The organism is Bacillus sp. FSL H8-0545 (assembly GCF_038006105.1).
Taxonomy (GTDB): domain Bacteria; phylum Bacillota; class Bacilli; order Bacillales; family Bacillaceae_G; genus Bacillus_A; species Bacillus_A cereus_U.
The window spans coordinates 3,446,258-3,468,523 of the sequence record NZ_JBBOUO010000001.1 but is presented as its reverse complement, the minus strand read 5'-3'; the positions used below and the strand labels follow the sequence as shown (position 1 = coordinate 3,468,523).

Here is a 22,266-nt window from a genome sequence, read left to right as displayed (position 1 = left end):
TATGTCACAGTCGCTAATTGTTGCACTAGATTTTCCAGGGAAACAAGAGGTAGAACAATTCTTACATCACTTTGAAGGGGAAGAGTTATTTGTCAAAGTGGGTATGGAGTTATTTTACAAAGAGGGTCCTGCAATTATTACGTACTTAAAAGAAAAAGGACATAAGATTTTTCTAGATTTAAAACTTCATGATATTCCGAATACGGTAAAAAGCGCTATGCGTAGCCTAGCTAGTCTAGATGTAGATATGGTAAATGTTCATGCTGCTGGGGGAAGTAGTATGATGAAAGCTGCGATTGAGGGATTAGAGGAAGGTAAGCAAGAAGGAAAAGAGAGACCGATTTGTATTGCAGTTACACAACTAACAAGCACTTCGGAAGCTATGATGAAAAAAGAGATTGGTATTGAGAAAACGTTAGAAGAAGCGGTTGCTCATTATGCAAAATTAACGAAAGAAAGTGGACTTGATGGCGTTGTTTGTTCAACACTTGAAGTACCAAAATTACGTGAAGTATGCGGAAATGAATTTGTAACAGTAACACCGGGGATTCGTCTTGCAAGTGATGATGTGAATGACCAAGTGCGCGTAGCAACACCGAAACGTGCGAGGGAACTTGGTTCAAGCTACATCGTAGTTGGACGTAGTATTACAAAAGCAGAAAATCCGCTTGAAGCGTATAAAACAGTAAAACAACAGTGGGAAGGTGTAACAGTATGAAAAAAGAAATCGCATCGCATTTATTAGAAATTGGAGCAGTATTTTTACAACCGAATGATCCATTCACTTGGTCTTCTGGTATGAAATCACCAATTTATTGTGATAATCGTTTAACTTTATCTTATCCAAAAGTACGCCAAGCGATCGCAGCTGGATTAGAAGAATTAATTAAAGAGCACTTCCCAACTGTAGAAGTTATTGCAGGAACAGCAACTGCTGGTATTGCGCACGCTGCATGGGTAAGCGATCGTATGGATTTACCAATGTGCTACGTACGTAGTAAGGCAAAAGGTCACGGTAAAGGGAACCAAATCGAAGGAAAAGCTGAAAAAGGTCAAAAAGTAGTAGTAGTAGAAGACTTAATTTCAACTGGCGGTAGTGCAATTACATGTGTAGAAGCACTTCGCGAAGCTGGCTGTGAAGTATTAGGAATCGTATCAATCTTCACATACGAGCTAGAGTCAGGAAAAGAAAAATTAGAAGCAGCTAACGTAGCTTCATATTCTTTAAGTGATTACAGTGCATTAACTGAAGTTGCAGCAGAAAAAGGTATGATCGGACAAGCTGAAACGAAAAAATTACAAGAGTGGCGTAAAAATCCATCTGACGAAGCTTGGGTTACAGCGTAATACGAAAAAGGACGACTGCGGGGGGAAACGCGGTCGTCTTTTGTTTCGTGGCCTCTAATTCGTTTTCTAAAAAAATATCATTATACTCTTGGGAAAAATGTGAAATGCCATTTCTCTCAGCAGCATCATAATCAAGTAAAGTTCTATCGATATCAAAGAAAATCATATTGCAATCTCCTTACTAATAACTACTTATTGCTTTCTGCAACTTTATACCCTCTCACAAACAATAGAGTCATATAAGAAACAATAAACGAGAAGATGCTGTACATGCCAACCCAAAAGAAAAATTTTGGAGTAAAGGCGATAACCCCAATTATTAAAAAACTAGCAAACGTTACAATTGGCATTACATAATACGTTTTCGTTCTACGTGTTCCAATAACAGAAACGATAAAAATAAGTAATGGACAAAGAAATAAGACGAAAATCAATTCATTCATAGTTATGTCCCCTTTTCTAGTAGAAGTAATATGTTTCTTGTGAACGTTTTGAAATAATTACTCTCTTAATATAATTTCGCTACGTAATACATAATCCCTTTTGAAGGTCAGTATGTTTTAATACTTAACCTAAAAAAACGTAAGCAAGTATAGCCTTGCTTACGCTATAGAATAAACATCGCAACGATAGTGGTGACGATTAAGCCGATAATAACAGGTGAAAAGTTTCGACGTGCGAGTTCAAATGGATCTACTTTACAAATAGCAGCGGCAGGAATAAGAGCCCAAGGAATTAAAGTCCCGCCCCCAGTCCATATGGCTGCAATTTGTCCGAGTGCTGTTAATGTAGCGGTTCCATGTCCAAGTGCTGTTCCGAAAAGGTTTGCAATCGAACCAGTAAGTGATATACCTGAAAAGCCAGATCCATCTAAGCCCGTTATGACACCAACGATAGTTAAAGTTCCAGCCGATACATATTGATTTAAAGGTACAGTTTGAGATAAGGCGATTCCTAGGTCATTAATAATTCCATGTGAACCTTTCGGTAAATAATCTCCGATAATTTTTACAAAGCCGCTATCTCCTAAATAAAAAAGTGCAGCAATTGGAATAACTGGCCCGGAAATTTTAAATCCAAATTGTAGTCCTTCTATAAAATAATCGGTCGTTTTATTAAGGCCATTTCCTTTGTAGGCGATGAGAGAAATGATGATAATCATAATAACAGTCGTCCCGCCGATAAGTGCTGTTGCGTCGCTTCCTTGTAGTTTAAACTGAATCATGCAAAGGATATCAATGATATATACGATAGGGATACATATGGCAAGCCATTTCTTTGCCCGAGGAGATAATGAAGTGAGCGTTTTAGAAGGTTCGGTTGATGGGGTAGATTCTTGTATAGATAAGCCTGTATGAAATTCTTTTCGTAAGAAGAAAAATGCGACAGAAGTTGTCACAATACCCATAACGATAACGAGGGGAACACTGGCAGAAACAACGCTAGAAACAGGAAGTCCGGCGGCGTCTGCGGTTAATTTTGGTGCACCTTGAATAACGAAGTCACCAGATAAGGCGATGCCGTGTCCGAATAAGTTCATAGCAATTGCGACTCCAATTGGCGGAAGGCCGACGCGTACAGCGACAGGTAATAAAATCGCCCCCATTAAAGCGACAGCTGGGGAGGGCCAAAAGAAAAAGGAAATAGTCATCATTAAAAGACCGATAATCCAGTAGGCATGTGCAGGTGTACGAATCATCTTTGTAAATGGTGAAATCATCGTATCATTAATGCCGGTATGAACGAGTAGATTGCTCATCGATACGATAATGGAGATGATTAATATAGTTGGTAATAGTTCAGTAATGGCATAAATGAAACTTTGAAAGATACCACTAATGGCAAGAGGGATAGAACTAGTTGCGGTTAATGCCAATAAAAAGATAAAAACGATACAAATGATTGTCGTATCTTTTCTAAGAATAAAGAAGGTAATAATAGTGAGTAAGCAAAGAACATAGAGAGCGTGTAAAAGCGTTAATTCAACTCCCATAACATTCACATCCTTTAGGCGTTCGTGTAGTTCATTGTATGAAAGCAGTGAAAGTATGTGAGGATAGGAAAAAGAAAAAATGAAATTTCATGTACTGTAATGGTAAGGATAAGAAATGGATGTTACAATACAATTAATCCTAAAAATGGAATTTGAGGAGGACCTATGTACAAAAAAATTGGTTTTTGGGGATTCGTCATCTCTTGTAGTCTATTAATCATTTTAAATCTATTTACGAAGAATGAATGGATAAGTATTATACCTGTTCTCGGGTTTGTCTTTTTGCTTTTATATCGCTGGGATGACATGAAACAATATAGTAAGAAAAGTATTGGGATTACGATAGGTATCATTGTTGTTTGTTCATTTGTCGTAGGGTTTATTTTAATAGAGGGGCAAAAGAAAATGGAGAAAATGTCTATTTTTCAAGAGTGGATGTCTTCTGCGAAAGGCCTTTATATCGTAATTGTAGTCGTTATTTTTCTAAGAGTCATAATAAGAATAGGGAGTTACATATTAAAGAGAGGGTAGGATGGAGGGAGTACGAATGAGAGAAAAAATAGGATATTATGGTGTACTTATTTGTTTAATAGTATCTATCATTTCAGCACAATTTCTTAAAAGTGAATGGATGCCAGTTATATTATGTATAGGCGTATTCATTTTTGCTCCCTTGTACCGCTGGAAAGAGTGGAAAACGTATAGTCGGAAAAAGAAAATTATTTATAGTATCGAGTTTGTCATAATAATTAGCACGATTCCTTTCTTGCTAATAAAAGGTAATGAACAAATGAATGACATAGCAATTTTTCAAGGGTGGTTACTTTTTGCAAAATGGTTATACTTACTATTCATTTTAATAGCGGTGGCAGTGATTGCTAAAAAAGTAAACGGAAAAATATTTGTTAATGAATAAAAGAAAGTGCCACCGGATAAGGTGGCACTTTCTTACTTTACTGAATGAGCTTTTTGCATCTTCTTAATTAAACGAATTTGTCCACGATGATTGATTTCATCTTCAAATACGTAAAGCTTTAACAAGGAATAACAATTAGTTCTCTATTTGATTTTGTAATAACTTCATAGCCTTCTTTTGTAATGACGATATCGTCTTCAATTCTACAACCGCCCCAGTTCGGTATGTAAATACCCGGCTCAACTGTAACAACCATACCTTCTTGTAAAGTTGCCTTACTTTCTTGGGATAGGCGAAGCGGTTCATGGATTTCTAACCCGAGACCGTGCCCGGTAGAGTGGCCAAAGTATTGACCGTATCCATGTTCTGTAATGTAATCTCTCGTTATATCATCGATACTTTTCGCAGTTTCTCCAGGTTTAATTGCTTCAGTTCCACGCTTCAATGCTTCTAATACAACATTATATATTTTTTTGAATTCTTCTGATGGTTCGCCGATTGCTACAGTACGTGTTATATCGGAACAATAGCCGTTGTAAAGTGCACCGAAATCTAATGTAATCATATCGCCTCGTTCAATGATTTTATTTGATGCAACGCCATGAGGAAGAGAAGAACGAACACCAGAAGCTACAATGATTTGAAACGATGAGGACGTAGCTCCTTTTTTTCGCATGAAAAATTCTAATTCATCTCGGACTTCAGTTTCGCTTATTCCCGGTTTTAGAAAGCTGAGAATGTGTTGGAAAGCTTCGTCAGCAATAGTAGCGGCAATTTTCATTGTTTCTATTTCGGGTGTGTCTTTAATAATACGAATATCTTCGATGATTTCACACACCTGAACCATTTCTGCCTTCATATATTTTTGTAAGTTCTTATATTGTTGCAATGTCATGTTATTTTCTTCAATTCCAAGTTTTTGAATGTTTAATTTGGATACTTGATTTGCAACTTCTTTTTCTAAATTTCCTTTATGCATAATGATTTCTGCGTCTTTTATTTGTGATTTCGCTTGATCTACATAGCGGAAATCAGTTATAAAAACAGCGTTATCCGCAGAGATTAAGACGACGCCAGCGCTACCTGTAAAACCTGTTGCATATTGGCGATTTTCTTTTTTTGTAATAAGTAATCCGTCAATTTCATAGTTTTTTAGTTGATTTTGGATTTTATTAATTCTTAAAGTCATGTTAATTCCCCCTTTTCACAGTATTGAATAAAGCAAATAGCGTGCCAAAAAATATCTTTAGAGAAAAAGATAGTGGGAATTACATATGTTTTAGAGAAGATAAGAAATTTAGCCCATTATTTGTGGGCGGTGGGCTGCTCGTGAAATACAGATTACTTTAATTAACAGTGGGAGAATGAAAAAAAACATCAACTCAAGATTCACTTTCTTTACACACTGTAAAAAAATTTATACAAATGCGAAATAGAACTGTCAAATTTTTTGACAATATTGAAGTGAGGAAAGGAAAGGATAAGTGATGTTTAGAGTATATATTTGGAAAAACATTATGCTTACGTTTTATTTTAATGTAAATTTTAATATATAAATTAACGATTATTATTGATATAATAGGGAATTGTTGGATTTCTCTCGAAGATATGGATACGTAACAAATATGAAGGGATAAGGATTGTGAGTATATGAAAAAATTAAGTAAAGTAATGTCATTTTGCTTGGTAGCTAGTATGGTTGTTCTAGCAGGTTGTGAAAAAAGTGAAAACAAAGTTCAAGTAAATAAAACAATTGAACAGCTTGATGAAGCACCAGAAGTGACAGAAAAAGAAGCGAAAAAGATTGTAAGAAAGAGCGTAGATGGAATAGCAAACTCTTTTAGTGAAATGGAAAAAGAGAATGGATGGAGTCGAAATAATCCTGGAGATTTGAGTACAGCTAAAAAAGGCGTTAAGGGTATAGTTTCAGATAAGTTTCTGGAGAAACAGCTTCCAGGTTTGCTTGATACATTTAATAGGTCAAGGGAAACTGATATGTTGCCATTTCCAATTCATATTGAGCCCGACGTGAGGATAACTTATTCACAGAAAAATGATGTTTTAAAGATTGAGACACTTACCCTTGCAAATGACATGGGGAATGAAGCGGAGACATGGGAATTTATTTTAGTTTATAAAGATGGAAAATGGTTAATGGATAGATGGTCATCAAATACGCTAGCAAATTTAAAGTTAACGAAAGAAGAAGCTAACGAGCTTCTTAGAGTTCAAGGTTTCAAGAATGTCTCTTTTGTTAGAGAAGAGAATAGTGGAAATAAGAAATATATTTTTAAAGAAAGTAACGGAGTAGTTGCTGTGGACGCCCAAACATCTGTTATTACTCACAATGTAGATGACAAAGAACAAGAAAAGGTAACGAAAGAAGATTTTATTCAAGAGCAAGAAACAGCTAAGGGAAATGATTCCAGTACGTATACTAGTTCGAAAGAAGAGAAGCAGCCTAAAAAAGAATCTTCTTCAGTATTAGGTAAAACTAAGGTTCTAAATGAGTTAGCCGCGCTAGAAAATCAAGAAAAACATACAAATGTTATGACAACAAACGATATAGTTAATGAAATAGAAGGAAATTATCAATTGTGGGATAGTAAATTAAATGAAATTTACAGCGCATTAAAAAATACGATGTCACCTGATGCATTTCAGTCGTTAAAAACGAAACAAATTGCGTGGGTTAAAGAAAAAGAAAGTAAAGTTACAGCAATTGGTACTGATCCAAACAATGGAACGATGAGACGTATAGAAGCTTCAGAAGAGAAATATAAGATGACAAAAGAAAGATGTTATGAATTAGTTAATGGATATATGAACTAAGCTGGAAAAATAAAAAATGCGTTGCTAGCAAGCAACGCATTTTTTATTTACGCTTTTAATTTCATTACGATGTCAGCATCTGGTGTTACATATACTGTTTGTTGGTTATCATACGTAACGAATCCAAGTTTTGCACCACTCGGTTTTTTAACGTGACGTATTTTAGTGAAATCAACAGGTACAGAGCTAGACTCTTTTGCTTTACTGTAATAAGCGGCGATTTTTGCAGCTTCCAGTAAAGTTTCTTCAGCAGGTTCTAAAGAACGAATGACAACATGAGAGCCAGGTATGTCTTTCGTATGTAACCAAATTTCATCACGACGGGCAAATTTCGTTGTTAAATAATCATTTTGCTTATTGTTTTTACCAACGAAAATCTCTGTACCGTCACTAGCTAAATATTTATCCAATACTGGTTTTGTAGGTTTTTTCTTTGCGTTTTTCTTCTTACGATTGCGCACATATCCTTCTTCAGCTAGCTCCTCACGAATTTCTTCAATATCTTTTGAAGAAGCAGCTTCCATTTGTTGAAGTAAGCTATCGAAATAAAGAATTTCTTCATTGGTTTTTTCGATTTGTTCTTCTACAATAACAACTGAATTTTTTGCTTTTTGGTACTTTTGGAAATAGCGTTGTGCATTGTCAGATGGTGTTTTTAAAGGATCTAATGTGATTTTTACAGTTCCGCCATTTTCATCGTAATAATTAATGACCTCAATATCTTTATCACCTTTTTTCAAAGTGTACATATTGGCTGTAAGCAGCTCTCCAAATAGTTGATATTTATCTGCTTTTCCAGCATCTTGTAATGTTTTTTCAAGTTTAATAAGTTTTTTCTCATTTTTGTTTTTTTCGTTTTGCATAAAGCGTTCTAAATCGTGAGCTTGTTGTTTTACACGGTCTCGCTCTGCTTTTCCGAAAAAGAAACGGTCTAACAATTCACTAACAGATGAAAATGTTTTTTCGTTTCCTTGTAAGTGAGAAAGAGGGAATAGATAAAAGAACTCTTTTCCATTTGCTGTTATCATTGCTGGCACGTACTGATGTGTTAGCAATGGTTTTTGTAAGCTGAAGAAAGCTTCAGATAATGCTTTTTCATTTGCCATACCTGCTTTTTTTACAACTTCTTTTGCAAATAATGGGGAAATTCCCATGAATGCTCCGACAAGTTGTTTGTCCATGTTGCCAGATAAAAAGTCTAGCGGTTTAATAAAATCATCTTCTGTTTCGATAAGAAGCGGATTAACTTTATGTTGTGCTGGTGGGGCAACATATTCAGCTCCAGCATATACAGTACGATGTCGGTTTACCGCTAAAGAAACGTGTTTTAAGCTATCTAAAATAACATTTGTTTTCGTATCTACTAAGATAATATTACTGTGTCGTCCCATTATTTCGATTACTAATGTTTTTACTGATTCGTCACCGATTTCATTGCGACTGCGGACTGTAATTTGAATAATACGTTCTAAGTCAATTTGTTCAATTTTTTCAATAAATCCACCTTCTAAATGTTTGCGAAGAAGCATACAAAACATCGGCGGTTGCGCTGGTGAATCGTAGTTTTGATTTGTTAAGTGCATACGCGCATATGTAGGGTGAGATGAAAGAATCAGCTTTTGGTTTTTTCCGTTTGCTCGAATATGTAATAAAACTTCATATTTTGAGGGTTGATATATTTTTGAAATTCTTCCTGTTTGAAGAGAATTTGCAATTTCATGTGTAATTGCTCTTGTAAATAATCCATCGAATGCCATGAATGAACACTCCTTTCTAACTAAAAGTTAATTATAGCATTTTTTTGGACGAGGCTGAATAAGCTTTCATTAGAGTATGTCTGGAATCAGGAGGTCGATGGCAGGATGAACTGGTATGAAATGCGAGCACATGAAGTGGAGGAAAGAACGAATACGAATGTGGAGGTAGGTCTTACAGAGCAAGAAGCAGAGGGCCGATTAAAGAAATTTGGTACAAATGAATTGCAAGAAGCAAAGCGGCCTTCTGCGCTTATGGTGTTTTTAGCGCAATTTAAAGATTTTATGGTACTTGTTTTATTTGGTGCTACAATTATTTCAGCTTTTTTAGGAGAGTATATTGATTCGATTGCAATTGTTGCAATTGTTATTATCAATGGTGTCCTCGGTTTTTTTCAAGAGAGGAAAGCTGAAAAATCGTTGGAAGCTTTAAAAGAATTGGCAGCTCCTCAAGTTACTGTACTAAGAAATGGGAAGTGGATAAAAGCGCCGTCAAAAGCACTTGTACTAGGTGATATTATTAAGTTTTCTAGTGGTGACCGTATTGGCGCGGATGTTCGCCTTGTGGAATCTTCAAGTTTATATATTGAAGAATCGGCTCTTACAGGAGAGTCATTGCCTGTACAAAAGAAGGTAGAGGCGTTACAAGGCCAAGATGTTTCAATTGGTGATCAAAAAAACATGGCATTTATGGGGACGATGATAACGAGAGGTGCTGGAACAGGAGTAGTCGTAGCGACTGGAATGAATACAGCTATGGGGCAAATTGCAAATATGTTGCAAAATGCTGTACAAATGGAAACGCCATTACAAAGAAGATTAGAACAGCTTGGGAAAATTTTGATTATTGTTGCTCTTATTTTGACAGCTCTTGTTGTATTAGCTGGTGTATATCAAGGGAATGAAGTGTATCACATGTTTTTGGCTGGGGTTTCGCTTGCTGTTGCAGCTATTCCAGAAGGATTACCAGCTATCGTTACGGTTGCGCTATCACTTGGTGTACAGCGTATGATTAAAAAGAGGGCAATTGTGCGAAAGTTACCAGCTGTAGAAACGTTAGGCTGTGCTTCTGTTATTTGCTCAGATAAAACAGGAACAATGACACAAAATAAAATGATGGTAACGCATATGTGGTCAGGCGGAGAATTGTGGAAAGTAACAGGTCAAGGCTATGAGCCAACGGGTTCGTTTATGAAAGGTGAAGAAGTAATTGACCCTACTAAGACGAAATCATTGTATCAACTACTTACATTTGGCTGTTTATGTAATAATGCGAATGTTATTCAAAAGAAAAAGACGTATGTGTTAGATGGAGATCCAACAGAGGGAGCTCTCGTTGCGGCTGCAATGAAGGCGGGAATATCACGTGAAGCTCTTAAAGGAAAGTTTGAAGTCATTCGTGAATTTCCTTTTGATTCAACTAGAAAAATGATGAGCGTTATCGTTCGTGATCGTGAAGGTAAAAAATTTGTTATTACAAAAGGAGCGCCAGATGTTCTTTTGCAAATGAGTCAAACAATTTTGTGGGGAAATAAGCAGCAGCCTTTAAGTGAAATGTATCGAAAAGAAGTGCAGGCAGCGATTCATAGTTTAGGAAGTCAGGCTTTACGAACGATTGCGGTGGCATTTAAACCGTTAAAAGCTACAGATTCAATTGAACACGAAAGAGAAGTCGAACAGGATTTTATGCTTGTTGGAATACAAGGAATGATAGATCCGCCAAGACCAGAAGTGGCGCAAGCGGTGAAAGAGTGTAAGGAAGCTGGTATTAGAACGGTAATGATTACGGGAGATCATAAAGTGACAGCAATGGCAATTGCGGAACAGTTAGGGGTTTTACCAGCGGGTGGACGCGTTGTTGAAGGTGTAGAACTTGCGAATATGGATGTAGAGGCATTAGAAGATATTGTAGAAGATACGTATGTATTCGCTCGTGTGTCTCCTGAGCATAAATTGAAAATCGTTAAGGCGCTGCAAAATAAGGGGCATATAGTAGCTATGACAGGTGATGGAGTGAACGATGCTCCAGCTATTAAAACAGCTGATATAGGGATTGCGATGGGAATTACAGGGACAGATGTTGCAAAAGAAGCTTCTTCACTTGTGTTGTTAGATGATAACTTTGCTACGATTAAATCGGCGATTAAAGAAGGTAGAAACATATATGAAAATATTCGGAAGTTTATTCGGTATTTGTTAGCATCTAACGTTGGTGAAATTTTAGTTATGTTATTTGCGATGTTACTGGCACTGCCATTGCCGATGGTTCCAATTCAAATTTTATGGGTGAACTTAGTTACTGACGGTTTACCAGCGATGGCATTAGGTTTGGATAAGGCTGAAGGAGATGTGATGAAGAGAACACCACGCCATCCGAAAGAAGGGGTGTTCGCTAGAGGGCTTGCGTGGAAAATTATAAGTCGTGGTTTTCTAATCGGAGCAGTGACATTAGTAGCGTTTATTATTGCATTTAACCAGCATCCGAATGAATTGAAGTATGCACAAACGGTAGCCTTCGCAACATTAGTACTGGCTCAGCTTATTCATGTATTTGATTGTCGTAGTGAACATTCTATATTTCACCGCAACCCGTTTGGAAATATATATTTAGTAGGGGCGGTTATTATTTCTTTACTGTTAATGCTTGTAGTTATATATTATCCACCATTACAGCCGATTTTTAGCACAATGCCGATACAAGCACGAGATTGGTTGTTAATTGGGGGATTATCATCTATTCCTACCTTCTTATTAGTAGGATCCTTATTAACAAGAAAAAAGGAAAAAAAGAAAAAGCCACTGTTATATAAGAAGGGATTAAACTTGAAATAGTCAATGATATGAAAATATGATATAATTTACAGAAGGTAGTAGAGTTGCATCTCTATTACCTTTTTCATTGAGTTATTTCATGGCTTGGATGTGATAAAGATGATTTGTAGTATGACAGGATTTGGAAGATCGAAGGTAGAAAACGATACTTTTCAAATAACAGTAGAAATGAAGTCGGTGAACCATCGTTTTTTAGAAATGAGTATTCGGCTTCCGAAGCAAATGATGGTGTTTGAAGACAAGATTCGTAAAATAATTGCAAAGCAAGTTCGCCGTGGACGTATTGAAGTGTCTATTAGTATAACAGGTGAAGGGCTTGTTGAAAGAAAATTAACTGTGAATTGGGAACTTCTTGAACAGTACCAATCCATTATGGAAAATATAAAAGGGAAATTTCAATTACAAGATTCTATTACACTCGGGCAACTAATGAGAATGCCAGAAGTAACGGCAGTTGAAGAAATAGAAAATGTAAATGAACAATTTGAAACCGGTTTATATGAGGCTGTTCGCCAAGCTGCTCATATGTTGAAAACGATGAGAGATGGCGAAGGAGAACGATTACATAAAGATATAGCATATCGTTTGCAAGAGATTCATAATTGTGTAAATGCAATTATTCCACATGCACCAATTGTCACACAAAAATATCGTGAACGATTAGAAAATCGCTTAAAAGAATTACATAATCAAGATTTAGATGAACAACGATTGTTGACAGAAATAGCAATATTTGCAGAGCGTTCAGATATTCACGAAGAATTAGTTCGATTACAGAGTCATTTAGATCAATTTCGTGAAGCACTGCAAATTACAGAGCCTGTTGGAAGGAAAATGGACTTCATTGTGCAAGAGATGCATAGGGAAGTAAATACGATAGGTTCTAAGGCAAATGACTTAACAATTTCAAAATATGTCGTAGAAATGAAAAATAACCTTGAAAAAATTCGTGAACAAGTACAAAATATTGAGTAGCTTTCAAAAAATATATAAAGTTATACGTGGTGGAGAAATCGGATAGACTTACTAGGAGGCGCAAACTATGGCCATGCGGTTTTTAAATATTGGATACGGAAATATTGTATCTGCTCATCGAATTATTGCTATTGTAAGTCCGGAGTCAGCTCCTATTAAACGAACAGTACAGGAAGCGCGTGAACATAATGCTTTGCTTGATGCTACGTATGGGAGAAAAACAAGGGCGGTTATTGTTATGGATGATGGGCATGTAGTATTAAGTCCAATTCAGCCAGAGACGATTGCACATCGTTTAAATAATAAAGAAGATTTAAGTGAGGAAGGGTAGGTTTTACATATTTATGAGAAGTAGAAGAGGATTGCTCATCGTTCTTTCGGGACCTTCTGGTGTCGGGAAAGGAACGGTTCGAAAAGAGCTGTTTAGCCATGAAGACACACGTTTTCAGTACTCTATTTCAGTAACGACACGTAAACCGCGTGAAGGTGAAGTAGATGGTGTGGATTATTTCTTTAAAGAGAGAGAAGAATTTGAAGAAATGATTCGTAATGAAAAGTTACTTGAATGGGCTGAGTTCGTTGGTAATTATTACGGAACACCGATTGATTATGTTGAAAAAACGTTACAAGAAGGAAAAGATGTGTTCTTAGAAATTGAAGTACAAGGAGCAATTCAAGTTAAGAAAGCCTTCCCTGAAGGTGTATTTATTTTCTTAGCACCTCCAAGTTTATCTGAACTAAAGAACCGAATTGTCGGCCGTGGTACAGAAACTGAAGATGTTATTGAAAATCGTTTAACTGTAGCGAAAGAAGAAATCGAAATGATGGACGCTTATGACTATGTTGTAGAAAACGATCAAGTTGAATTAGCTTGCGACCGAATTAAAGCAATTGTGGTTGGTGAACATTGCCGCCGCGAAAGAGTGGCAAAATACTATAAAGAAATGACGGAGGGTCTATAATTATGTTAAATCCATCAATTGACTCATTATTAACAAAAATCGATTCTAAATATACACTTGTAACAGTAGCTGCAAAGCGTGCACGTGAAATGCAAATTGCTGACAATTGTGTTATTGAAAAGCCTGTTTCTCATAAATGTGTAGGTAAATCATTAGAAGAAATCGATGCAGAAGTATTAAAATATGTACCATGCGATGACAAAATAATCGATTAAGACATTCTTTTCGACAAATTAAAACATAGACTTTATAATTTTCTATGTAACGGTAACAACCTATTTACAAGTAGGTTGTTATTTTTTTACGATAGGGATGAAAAGGAATCGAAAAAGACGGAACGAAATACTGGTACTGACGAGCTGAAAATTCTATTTCAGTAGAATAAGTTTGAAAAAGAAAGAGGACGAGTCATATGCTAAAAGGGAAAAAGATACTTCTATGTGTAACAGGAGGCATTGCAGTTTTTAAAGCGGCTGCGTTAACAAGTAAATTAACACAAGCTGGCGCTCTTGTAAAAGTAATGATGAGTGAGTCGGCAATGAAGTTTGTTACGCCTCTTACATTTCAAGCACTTTCTCGCCATGATGTATATACGGATACGTTTGATGAGAGAGACTCGGCTGTTATCGCTCATATTGATTTAGCGGATTGGGCAGATGTTGTACTTGTTGCACCGGCTACAGCTAATTGCATTGGAAAGTTAGCTGGCGGTATTGCTGATGATATGATTACAACTACTTTGTTAGCTACTACAGCTCCAGTGTGGATTGCACCGGCTATGAATGTGCATATGTATGAAAATAAAATTGTTCAAAAAAACATGATGACGTTAAAAACATTAGGATATACATTTATTGAGCCTGGGGAAGGTTTTTTAGCATGTGGTTATGTAGCAAAAGGAAGACTGGAAGAACCTGAAGCGATTATTGGACGGCTAGAAGAGGCTTTCTCAGAACAAAAACCATTGCAAGGAAAGCGAATATTAATAACAGCTGGACCGACACGTGAAAAGATTGATCCGGTTCGTTTTATGACGAATTTTTCTTCTGGAAAGATGGGGTATGCGATCGCAGAAGTTGCAGCAGGCTTAGGTGCTGATGTCATACTTGTGTCAGGACCGACAGCATTAGAGTCACCATTACATGTAACAAGAATACAAGTAGAATCTGCACAAGATATGTTAGAGGCAGTCCTTCAACATTATCAGAATGTGGATGTTGTCATCAAAACAGCAGCAGTTGCAGATTACCGCCCAAAATATGTGCATGATAATAAAATGAAAAAGAAAAATGGCGATGCTGTAATTGAATTAGAAAGAACAGTGGATATTTTAAAAACGTTAGGTGAGAAAAAGGACCAACAGTTACTTATCGGTTTTGCAGCTGAAACGACAAACATAGAGGAATACGCAACGAGAAAATTACGTGAGAAAAATGCAAATATGATTGTTGCGAATGACGTGAAGGCGCAAGGAGCTGGGTTTGGTACAGATACAAATATTGTGACAATGTATAGAAAAGATGGAGAAATTATTGAACTGCCACTTTTAACGAAGAAAGAAGTGGCTCGTGAAATATTAAAGCAAATAGAAATGATGTTAGAAGATGATCATGTATGAAGTTTGCAAGTGTAATTGTTGATGTACCTGCACGTCAAACAGATCGACCGTTTGATTATATTATCCCTGAAAAATGGGAAGATATCGTGCAAACAGGAATGCGTGTAGTAGTCCCATTCGGTCCGAGGAAATTGCAAGGTTTTATTATTGGCATAAAGGATTCGGTTGATCTAGAAAGTAAAAAGTTAAAAGCGTTGTATGAAATATTAGATGTCACTCCGGTTTTAAATGATGAATTATTAAAGCTTGGGTATTGGCTTACAAATGAAACGTTATGTTATATGATATCAGCCTTTCAGGTGATGCTTCCGACGGCGATAAAAGCAACATATAAAAAGCGTCTGCAACTTCGTAACCAAGAAGAAGTAGCGCCAGAAATTCTTTCTTTATTTCAAGGGAAGGAAACGATAGATTGGGAAGCTATCGAAGCGCAGCCGCACCTATATCGCACTATTCAACAAGAAATTAAAAATGGTACGACTGAAGTGGTTTATCAAGTAAAGGATAAAGTGCAGAAGAAGAAACAAAGAGTAGTTCAACCGGAGTTGCCGGCAGATAAATTGGAATTAGCAGCATTTGAACTGAAAAGTAAAAAACAACAAGATGTACTCTATTATTTTGTAGAAAACTACAGAAGTGTACAGTTGAAAAATTTAACAGAAGAATTACAAATAACAGATGCTCCAATAAAATCACTTGTTAAAAAGGGTCTAATCTCAGAAAAGTATGTAGAAGTATACCGGAATCCGTATGACGATGATGATTTTGAACAAACGAAACCATTTCCGCTTACTGAGGAACAAAAACAAGTAATTACACCGATTTTGTCATCAATTACAAATGAAACTTACAATCCATTTTTACTATATGGTGTTACAGGAAGTGGTAAGACTGAAGTGTATTTACAATCTATAGCAGCGGTGCTCGAGAAAGGAAAAGAAGCAATTGTGCTTGTTCCTGAAATTGCGCTAACGCCCCAGATGGTAGATCGCTTTAAAGGTAGGTTCGGTTCGCAAGTTGCAGTTCTTCACAGTGCGCTTTCTGTTGGAGAAAAATATGATGAATGGCGCAAAATTTTAAGAAAAGAAGTGAAAGTGGTAGTTGGTGCGCGTTCAGCTATTTTTGCTCCCTTTGAAAATTTAGGAATCATTATTATTGATGAGGAACATGAATCGAGTTATAAGCAAGAAGATAACCCGAAGTATCATGCGAGAGATGTAGCAGTGTGGAGAGGACAATACCATAAGTGTCCAATCGTTCTCGGAAGTGCAACGCCGACACTTGAATCGTTTGCTAGAGCGAAAAAAGGTGTCTATGGGTTGCTTACAATGGAAAAACGTATGAACAAACAAGCTTTGCCGACTGTAGAAATTGTTGATATGCGTGAAGAGCTTCGTGATGGAAATCGCTCAATGTTTTCAAAGGCACTGCATGAAAAAATAGCAGATCGATTAGAAAAGAAAGAACAAATGGTTCTCTTTTTAAATAGAAGGGGTCATTCTACGTTTGTGATGTGCCGTGATTGTGGGTATGTCGTACAATGTCCGCATTGTGATATTTCGTTGACATATCACAAAATGAACCATCGTTTAAAATGTCATTATTGTAGTCATGAGGAAAATATGCCAACGGAGTGTCCTGCTTGTAATAGTACGTATATTCGTTTCTTTGGTACAGGGACGCAAAAGGTTGAAGAAGAAATCACAAAACTATTCCCTGAGGCGCGGGTCATTCGAATGGATGTGGATACAACAAGCCGTAAAGGAATGCATGAAAAATTATTAAAGGCGTTTGGTGAAGAGAAAGCAGATATATTACTTGGAACACAAATGATTGCAAAAGGGCTTGATTTTCCGAAGGTGACGCTTGTTGGCGTTTTAACGGCGGATACGATGCTTCATCTACCTGATTTTCGGGCGAGTGAAAAGACGTATCAGCTATTGACACAAGTGAGTGGACGTGCAGGAAGACATGAATTGCCAGGGGAAGTTGTAATTCAAACGTATACGCCGGAACATTACAGTGTAGAATTAGCAAAGAATCAACAATATGATGTATTTTATGAGCACGAAATGCAAATGAGGCAAATGAGACAATATCCGCCATATTACTACGTTGTACTTGTAACTGTATCTCATCCGGAATTATTAAAGGCAGTCCAAGTGACGGAAAAAATTGTCGGTCATTTACGAACGCATTGTTCAAGGCAAACAATGGTGTTAGGGCCGGTTGCTTCAGCAATTCCAAGGATAAAAGATAGATATCGTTACCAATGCATGATAAAATACAAACGGGAACCAAACTTAAAGAACGTGCTCAAAATGGTAAATGAACATTATCAAGCAGAAATGCAAAAAGAGCTACAAATCTCAATTGATTTTAATCCAACAATGTTAATGTAGCGGAGGGAAATATGGCAGTTTTAGAAATTGTAAAGCATCCAAATGAAGTGTTAGAAACACCATGCGAAAGAGTAATTAACTTTGATAAAAAGTTAGTGAAATTGTTAAAAGATATGCATGAAACAATGTTAATTGCAGACGGAGTTGGTCTAGCTGCGCCACAAGTAGGTGTAAGCTTACAAGTTGCTGTTGTTGATATAGGTGATGATACGGGTAAAATTGAATTAATTAATCCTGTTATTTTAGAAAAACGTGGTGAACAAGTAGGTCCCGAAGGCTGCTTAAGCTTTCCGGGACTTTATGGTGAAGTGGAGCGTGCAGATTACATTAAAGTACGTGCGCAAAATCGTCGCGGTAAAATATTTTTATTAGAAGCGGATGACTTCTTAGCGCGTGCAATTCAGCATGAAATCGATCATTTACACGGTGTTTTATTTACATCTAAAGTGAAAAGATATTATGAAGCAGGCGAATTAGAATAGGTTTAAAAGGAGCGGTTTTTGAATGATGAAAGTAGTATTTATGGGGACACCGGACTTTTCTGTGCCGGTGCTTCGTCGTCTTATCGAGGACGGATATGACGTAGTGGGTGTTGTAACGCAACCGGATCGTCCAGTTGGTAGAAAAAAGGTTTTAACACCTACTCCTGTTAAAGTAGAAGCGGAGAAACATGGTATTCCAGTATTACAACCGTTAAAAATTCGTGAAAAAGACGAATATGAAAAAGTATTAGCACTAGAGCCAGACTTAATTGTAACAGCGGCATTTGGACAAATCGTACCGAATGAAATTTTAGAAGCGCCAAAGTATAGATGTATTAATGTCCACGCGTCATTACTTCCAGAACTTCGCGGTGGTGCACCAATTCATTATGCGATCATGGAAGGTAAAGAGAAAACAGGTATTACAATTATGTATATGGTAGAAAAATTAGATGCTGGCGATATATTAACACAAGTAGAAGTAGAAATTGAAGAGCGTGAAACAACAGGTTCATTATTTGATAAGTTAAGCGAAGCAGGAGCACACCTTTTATCTAAAACGGTTCCTTTACTAATTCAGGGTAAACTAGAACCAATTAAACAAAGTGAAGCTGAAGTGACGTTTGCATATAATATTAAACGTGAGCAAGAGATAATTGATTGGACAAAAACAGGTGAAGAAGTATACAATCACATTCGCGGATTGAATCCATGGCCAGTTGCTTATACGACTTTGGCAGGACAAGTTATTAAAGTATGGTGGGGAGAGAAAATCTCTATTACAGAGAAAGCTGAACCAGGTACAATAGTAGCTCTTGAAGAAGATGGATTTGTTGTTGCAACAGGGAATGAGACAGGTGTTAAAATCACTGAATTGCAACCGTCTGGTAAAAAGCGTATGAGTTGTTCACAATTTTTACGTGGAACAAAACCTGAAATTGGTACGAAGTTAGGAGAAAATGCATGAGACAAAATGTTCGTGAGTTAGCTCTGGATGGCTTAATTCAAGTAGAAAAAAGTGGTGCATATAGCAACTTACTTTTAAATAATCTGATCGAAAAAAATACAATTGACAGAAAAGATATTGGTTTATTAACTGAAATGGTATATGGAACAATTCAACGTCGTGACACACTAGATTATTATTTACAACCATTTTTAAGAAAAAAGGTTGAAGCGTGGGTAAGAGTGTTGCTTCGCCTATCTTTATATCAAATGTTATATTTAGACCGAGTTCCCGAAAGAGCGGCTATTCATGAAGCTGTTGAGATTGCAAAGCGTCGTGGGCATAAAGGGATTTCAGGTATGGTGAACGGAGTATTGCGTTCAATTCAGCGAGAAGGTGTACCTTCGTTAGAAGAAATCGAAAATCCAGTAGAACGTCTTGCAATTGCAACGAGTCACCCAATGTGGCTTGTACAAGAATGGGCATCCGAATATGGTTTAGAGACAGCAGAGAAAATGTGTGAAGTAAATATGTTGCCACCTGTACCAACAGCACGTGTAAATGTTGATAAAGTAACGGTAGAAGAAGCGGTTGCGTTATTAGCTGATGAGGGTATAGAAGCAAAACGTGGCGAATTGTCAGAGGATGCAATTCAAATTGAAAGAGGAAATGTCGCACATACAGAAGCGTTCAAAAAAGGTTTCCTTTCTATTCAAGATGAAAGCTCAATGCTTGTAGCACGTGCTTTAGAACCGAATAAAGGAGATGCAGTTCTAGATAGTTGTGCTGCTCCTGGCGGAAAAACAACTCATATTGCAGAGCGTTTGGACGGAACTGGTAAGGTAATGTCGCTTGATTTACACGCACATAAAGTACGTTTAATTGAACAACAGGCGAAGAGACTTGGTTTAGAAAATGTAGAAACGATGGCTTTAGATGCTAGAAAAGTTCAAGATCATTTTGCAAATGAATCTTTTGACAAAATATTAGTAGATGCACCATGTTCTGGATTTGGTGTTATTAGACGTAAACCTGATATTAAGTTAGGTAAAGATAAGGGCGATAGTGAAAGGTTATCAACGATTCAACTTGCGATACTAGAAAAAATAGCACCATTGTTAAAACAAGGTGGTCGCCTTGTTTATAGTACGTGCACAATTGAAAAAATAGAAAATGAACAAGTAATAAAGCAATTTTTACAAGAGCATCCTGAATTTGAATGGGATACTACGATAAAAGATCGTATGCCAGAAAAGTTAAATCCGTATATTGATGAAGGTCAAGTACGAATTTTACCGCATTATTTTGCAACAGATGGCTTTTATATTGCTTGTTTAAGAAAGAAGGTGTAGCATCATGGAAACGACTGTAAAAAAACAAAAGAAAAATCTAGAGACAAAGAAACCATCAATTTATTCTTTACAACTTCATGAAATGCAAGATTGGTTAAAGGAACAAGGAGAACCTAAGTTCCGTGCAGGACAAATTTTTGATTGGCTATATAAAAAACGTGTAAAAAATTATGAGGATATGTCAAACCTTGCTAAAGGATTGCGCGATAAATTGTCGAATTCCTTTGATATTACTACTTTAAACACTTTAGTAAAACAAACGTCTTCGGATGGAACGATTAAATTCCTATTCCAGTTATATGATGGGTACTCTATTGAAACTGTACTAATGCGACATGAGTATGGAAATTCCATTTGTGTAACAACACAGGTGGGTTGCCGCATTGGCTGTACGTTCTGTGCATCTACACTTGGTGGGTTAAAACGAAACTTAGAGGCTGGAGAAATTGTAGCGCAAGTAGTAGAAGTTCAGCGTGCGCTTGATGAAACAGAAGAACGTGTAAGTTCTCTTGTTGTTATGGGAATTGGAGAACCATTTGATAATTATGATAATTTGATGTCATTCTTACGCATTGTAAATCATGAAAAAGGAATTCATATTGGTGCAAGACATATGACAGTTTCAACAAGTGGAATTGTTCCAAAAATTTATAAGTTCGCTGAAGAAGATATGCAAATCAATTTTGCGATTTCATTGCATGCTGCAAATACAGAGATACGTTCAAAATTAATGCCGATTAACCGTGCTTATAAGCTACCTGATTTAATGGAAGCTGTTAAATACTATGTAAATAGAACAGGGCGTCGTATTACATTTGAATATGGCTTATTTGGAGGAGAAAATGACCAAGTTGAGCACGCTGAAGAACTTGCTGCGCTCTTAAAAGGTGTAAAATGTCATGTAAACTTAATTCCGGTAAACTACGTGCCAGAACGTGATTATGTACGTACGCCACGAGAGCAAATTTTCTTATTTGAAAAGACGCTAAAAGATCGTGGAGTGAATGTAACAATTCGCCGTGAACAAGGTCATGATATTGATGCAGCCTGCGGTCAGTTGCGTGCAAAGGAGCGCAAAGAAGAGACGAGGTGACGAGATGAAAGCCGTGTTTCTATCGGATAAAGGGAAAGTTCGTCAACATAATGAAGATAGTGCAGGAGTTTTTCGCAATTTAGATGGAAATATTTTAGCGGTAGTAGCAGATGGAATGGGAGGTCATCGAGCTGGCGATGTAGCTAGCTCGATGGCTATTCAATTATTCCATGATTATTGGAAGCAAACGCATAATATGAATGAGCCTAAAAAGGTAGAAAAGTGGTTACATACTAACGTTGGAATTATTAATGAGCGCATATATGCTTACTCTCAGCAGCATGTAGAATGTAATGGCATGGGAACAACGGTTATCGTGGCGATTTGTACACCTAGTTTTGTAACAATAGGTCATATAGGAGATAGTCGTTGTTATATGGCATCAGAGGGAGAAATATCGCTTGTAACGGAAGATCACTCACTTGTAAATGAACTTGTTAGGCACGGTGAAATTTCAAAAGAAGATGCAGAATATCACCCGAAAAAGAATGTTCTGTTAAGAGCGTTAGGAACAGAAGAAAAAGTCGGACTAGATGTTAAAACATTGGTGCTCGAAGAAGACGATCAATTGCTTCTTTGCTCTGATGGATTGTCTAACAAAGTCCCTATGGCTGATATGCAACAAATTTTACAATTGAATGAACAGCTCGAGGCGAAGGGAGAGCATCTCATTCAATTAGCAAATGATCGTGGTGGAGAAGATAATATCACCCTCGTTATTATTGATTATGCGGATTCGACAAACGAAAGTAGGTGAAGTGC

Annotated in this window: 21 protein-coding genes and 1 pseudogene; 17 read left to right on the top strand and 5 right to left on the bottom strand. The window is 36.8% G+C overall.

What is annotated here, in order from left to right; all coding sequences use genetic code 11:
* Window position 1 precedes the first annotated feature (1 nt).
* Together pyrF and pyrE are read left to right on the top strand one after the other, a co-directional pair.
* Window positions 2–718: an orotidine-5'-phosphate decarboxylase gene (pyrF, locus tag MHI07_RS18075; RefSeq protein WP_000083510.1), complete on the top strand. Its 717-nt coding sequence runs from the start codon at window positions 2–4 to the stop codon at window positions 716–718.
* Window positions 715–1,347 (top strand): orotate phosphoribosyltransferase, encoded by a 633-nt coding sequence (gene pyrE, locus MHI07_RS18070; protein ID WP_215579474.1) that lies wholly within the window; start codon window positions 715–717, stop codon window positions 1,345–1,347. Before pyrF ends, pyrE begins: the two co-directional genes overlap by 4 nt.
* A 43-nt stretch (window positions 1,348–1,390) precedes the next feature.
* On the opposite strand, the pseudogene MHI07_RS18065 reads toward pyrE, so the two are convergent.
* From MHI07_RS18065 to MHI07_RS18055, 3 genes and pseudogenes are all read right to left on the bottom strand, one after another.
* Window positions 1,391–1,513, bottom strand: a pseudogene (locus MHI07_RS18065) (HAD family hydrolase); the annotation flags it as partial.
* A gap of 22 nt (window positions 1,514–1,535) precedes the next feature.
* Window positions 1,536–1,790 carry a YbeF family protein gene (locus tag MHI07_RS18060; protein WP_215579472.1) on the bottom strand — a complete coding sequence of 85 codons (255 nt, stop codon included), beginning with the start codon at window positions 1,788–1,790 and terminating at the stop codon, window positions 1,536–1,538.
* A gap of 164 nt (window positions 1,791–1,954) precedes the next feature.
* The gene (locus MHI07_RS18055) at window positions 1,955–3,340 is read right to left on the bottom strand and encodes a hypothetical protein (RefSeq protein WP_340825525.1); all 1,386 of its coding nucleotides are present in this window, start codon (window positions 3,338–3,340) and stop codon (window positions 1,955–1,957) included.
* A gap of 165 nt (window positions 3,341–3,505) precedes the next feature.
* Here MHI07_RS18055 and MHI07_RS18050 point away from each other — a divergent pair, with 165 nt between their 5' ends.
* Together MHI07_RS18050 and MHI07_RS18045 are read left to right on the top strand one after the other, a co-directional pair.
* On the top strand, window positions 3,506–3,871 hold the full coding sequence (locus MHI07_RS18050; RefSeq protein WP_215579465.1) for a YoqO family protein: 366 nt from the start codon (window positions 3,506–3,508) through the stop codon (window positions 3,869–3,871).
* Between the two features lie 16 nt (window positions 3,872–3,887).
* Window positions 3,888–4,256 (top strand): YoqO family protein, encoded by a 369-nt coding sequence (locus MHI07_RS18045; RefSeq protein ID WP_215579462.1) that lies wholly within the window; start codon window positions 3,888–3,890, stop codon window positions 4,254–4,256.
* A 118-nt stretch (window positions 4,257–4,374) separates the two neighbouring features.
* Here MHI07_RS18045 and MHI07_RS18040 read toward each other — a convergent pair whose 3' ends face one another.
* Window positions 4,375–5,445 (bottom strand): M24 family metallopeptidase, encoded by a 1,071-nt coding sequence (locus MHI07_RS18040; protein ID WP_340825520.1) that lies wholly within the window; start codon window positions 5,443–5,445, stop codon window positions 4,375–4,377.
* Between the two features lie 461 nt (window positions 5,446–5,906).
* Here MHI07_RS18040 and MHI07_RS18035 point away from each other — a divergent pair, with 461 nt between their 5' ends.
* Window positions 5,907–7,088 (top strand): lysozyme inhibitor LprI family protein, encoded by a 1,182-nt coding sequence (locus tag MHI07_RS18035; RefSeq protein WP_340825517.1) that lies wholly within the window; start codon window positions 5,907–5,909, stop codon window positions 7,086–7,088.
* Window positions 7,089–7,135: 47 nt separating this feature from the next.
* Here MHI07_RS18035 and MHI07_RS18030 read toward each other — a convergent pair whose 3' ends face one another.
* Window positions 7,136–8,845 carry an Rqc2 family fibronectin-binding protein gene (locus MHI07_RS18030; protein WP_002146064.1) on the bottom strand — a complete coding sequence of 570 codons (1,710 nt, stop codon included), beginning with the start codon at window positions 8,843–8,845 and terminating at the stop codon, window positions 7,136–7,138.
* A gap of 105 nt (window positions 8,846–8,950) precedes the next feature.
* On the opposite strand from MHI07_RS18030, the gene MHI07_RS18025 reads away from it, so the two are divergent.
* From MHI07_RS18025 to MHI07_RS17970, 12 genes are all read left to right on the top strand, one after another.
* Window positions 8,951–11,674, top strand: coding sequence for a calcium-translocating P-type ATPase, SERCA-type (locus MHI07_RS18025; RefSeq protein WP_078172929.1), 2,724 nt, complete (start codon window positions 8,951–8,953; stop codon window positions 11,672–11,674).
* 99 nt (window positions 11,675–11,773) lie between these two features.
* Entirely contained in the window at window positions 11,774–12,649 is an 876-nt protein-coding gene (locus tag MHI07_RS18020) for a YicC/YloC family endoribonuclease (protein WP_002160720.1), read from the top strand.
* Between the two features lie 67 nt (window positions 12,650–12,716).
* Window positions 12,717–12,980 carry an extracellular matrix/biofilm regulator RemA gene (gene remA / locus MHI07_RS18015; RefSeq protein ID WP_001251456.1) on the top strand — a complete coding sequence of 88 codons (264 nt, stop codon included), beginning with the start codon at window positions 12,717–12,719 and terminating at the stop codon, window positions 12,978–12,980.
* Between the two features lie 13 nt (window positions 12,981–12,993).
* Window positions 12,994–13,611 carry a guanylate kinase gene (gmk, locus tag MHI07_RS18010; RefSeq protein ID WP_001257739.1) on the top strand — a complete coding sequence of 206 codons (618 nt, stop codon included), beginning with the start codon at window positions 12,994–12,996 and terminating at the stop codon, window positions 13,609–13,611.
* 2 nt (window positions 13,612–13,613) lie between these two features.
* Window positions 13,614–13,826, top strand: a complete 213-nt coding sequence (rpoZ, locus tag MHI07_RS18005) for a DNA-directed RNA polymerase subunit omega (protein WP_002111403.1) — start codon at window positions 13,614–13,616, stop codon at window positions 13,824–13,826.
* Window positions 13,827–14,023: 197 nt separating this feature from the next.
* Window positions 14,024–15,229, top strand: coding sequence for a bifunctional phosphopantothenoylcysteine decarboxylase/phosphopantothenate--cysteine ligase CoaBC (gene coaBC / locus MHI07_RS18000; protein WP_002160721.1), 1,206 nt, complete (start codon window positions 14,024–14,026; stop codon window positions 15,227–15,229).
* On the top strand, window positions 15,226–17,631 hold the full coding sequence (gene priA / locus MHI07_RS17995) for a primosomal protein N' (protein ID WP_215579450.1): 2,406 nt from the start codon (window positions 15,226–15,228) through the stop codon (window positions 17,629–17,631). The genes coaBC and priA overlap by 4 nt, the downstream gene beginning before the upstream one ends.
* Before the next feature lie 11 nt (window positions 17,632–17,642).
* On the top strand, window positions 17,643–18,113 hold the full coding sequence (gene def / locus MHI07_RS17990; protein WP_002014496.1) for a peptide deformylase: 471 nt from the start codon (window positions 17,643–17,645) through the stop codon (window positions 18,111–18,113).
* 22 nt (window positions 18,114–18,135) lie between these two features.
* Window positions 18,136–19,080 carry a methionyl-tRNA formyltransferase gene (gene fmt / locus MHI07_RS17985; protein WP_002160723.1) on the top strand — a complete coding sequence of 315 codons (945 nt, stop codon included), beginning with the start codon at window positions 18,136–18,138 and terminating at the stop codon, window positions 19,078–19,080.
* The gene (rsmB, locus tag MHI07_RS17980; RefSeq protein ID WP_078179790.1) at window positions 19,077–20,411 is read left to right on the top strand and encodes a 16S rRNA (cytosine(967)-C(5))-methyltransferase RsmB; all 1,335 of its coding nucleotides are present in this window, start codon (window positions 19,077–19,079) and stop codon (window positions 20,409–20,411) included. Before fmt ends, rsmB begins: the two co-directional genes overlap by 4 nt.
* Before the next feature lie 4 nt (window positions 20,412–20,415).
* A complete protein-coding gene (rlmN, locus tag MHI07_RS17975; RefSeq protein ID WP_002014500.1) occupies window positions 20,416–21,504 on the top strand; it encodes a 23S rRNA (adenine(2503)-C(2))-methyltransferase RlmN in 1,089 nt (362 codons plus the stop codon).
* A gap of 4 nt (window positions 21,505–21,508) precedes the next feature.
* On the top strand, window positions 21,509–22,261 hold the full coding sequence (locus MHI07_RS17970; protein ID WP_215579446.1) for a Stp1/IreP family PP2C-type Ser/Thr phosphatase: 753 nt from the start codon (window positions 21,509–21,511) through the stop codon (window positions 22,259–22,261).
* Window positions 22,262–22,266 lie beyond the last annotated feature (5 nt).